The 1,301-nt window shown below is 35.6% G+C and carries 1 protein-coding gene; it reads right to left on the bottom strand.

All coding sequences use genetic code 11. From position 1 onward, the window contains the following. Positions 1-46 precede the first annotated feature (46 nt). Positions 47-1,072 carry an IS110 family RNA-guided transposase gene (locus ACXR6G_RS20090; protein WP_458363241.1) on the bottom strand — a complete coding sequence of 342 codons (1,026 nt, stop codon included), beginning with the start codon at positions 1,070-1,072 and terminating at the stop codon, positions 47-49. Positions 1,073-1,301 lie beyond the last annotated feature (229 nt).

The following is a 1,301-nucleotide window of genomic DNA, read 5'->3' as shown; positions in this document are numbered from 1 at the left end:
GAATTCTATGGTTAATCCAAAAAAAATCGAAATTATTTAAAATGTTTTATGCTGCAATGGCAGCTTTATTTAGATGATATGTTTTATCGTAAATTTCACCAGATTGTACAACTGCCCATATCCGCTGCAATAGTTTATTCCTGACACTATTGAGCACATTCATTTTGTGCTTGCCTTCATTAATCTTCCGTTGGTAATAAGCTTTTAAAACCGGGTCATATTTAACTGCATTTAGAGCACACATATGCAAAAGTGATTTAAGCTTCTTATTGGCAATATGACTAACCTGGTTCTTGCCTCTTATACTAGTTCCAGAACTCTTTGCAAAAGGTGCTACACCACAATAACAAGCAAGTTGACGTACAGTTGAGAAGCTTGTGAATGCAGAAGTATGCACCAATAGATAAATTGCCGTTTGCATTCCTACACCAACCACCGAAGTTACAAGTGTGTAAAGCCTATTCATATCAGCATCTTTTTTAAGCAAAAAATGTATTCGTCTTTCCACATCCTTAATCTGCCCTACTATGCCTGTAACAAGCTCTTTTGTTGAGTTAAGGATACTATTTGCCACATCACATCCTTTCATAACTCTTTTAATCTCAGCAGCAGGAACCTGCAACTGCACCTTCACCTTAGTTAATCTGTCCTTGAAGCGGATAAGTTCTTTAATTTCCATTGAGGCATCACTTTGAGGCTTATAGAGCTTCATTTTATCCTGAAAGCGACATGCATAATTGGCAATCTGCATAGAATCGACTTTATCATTCTTCACCCTGTTTATACCATTTGAAAGCTTTATCTGCATGGGATTTTCAAGCCATAAATCAATCTTTTTATCTCTTAAAAACAAGGCTAATGTCAGAGTGTAAATCCCAGTAAACTCGCCACAGAATAACCAGAGCGAAGTGTCTGGATACCTTTTCTTAATCCATTTAAACATTTTCACACATCCTGCTTTATCATTTTCAAATTGTTCATAGTGCTTCTCTTGAAAGCTTTTGACATTAAAAAAAGTAACATCCAGAGTTAGCTTTGAGAAATCAATTCCAATAAATACATTCTTTTCCATAACTTTGTTTTGATTTATTATGGATTAACCAATAGCTCATTGTACTAATACCCTTATTAGGTTCTGCCTATAATTCTATCTGGTATCTTTAGCTATGCCAGTAGAAGTCTAATTCGGGAGATAGGATTCGGCTCCTTGAAGTCTCGCTAGTTTACTTCTGCTGACTGGTTAATCAATCCTAAAATACAAAATCAGAATCAATCAACCTTGGCTATGTAAACCTAAGGGA

The sequence above is a fragment of the Ancylomarina sp. YFZ004 genome, from assembly GCF_054254355.1.
The sequence above is the reverse complement of the archived record's forward strand: the minus strand, read 5'-3'. Positions and strand labels throughout refer to the sequence as shown.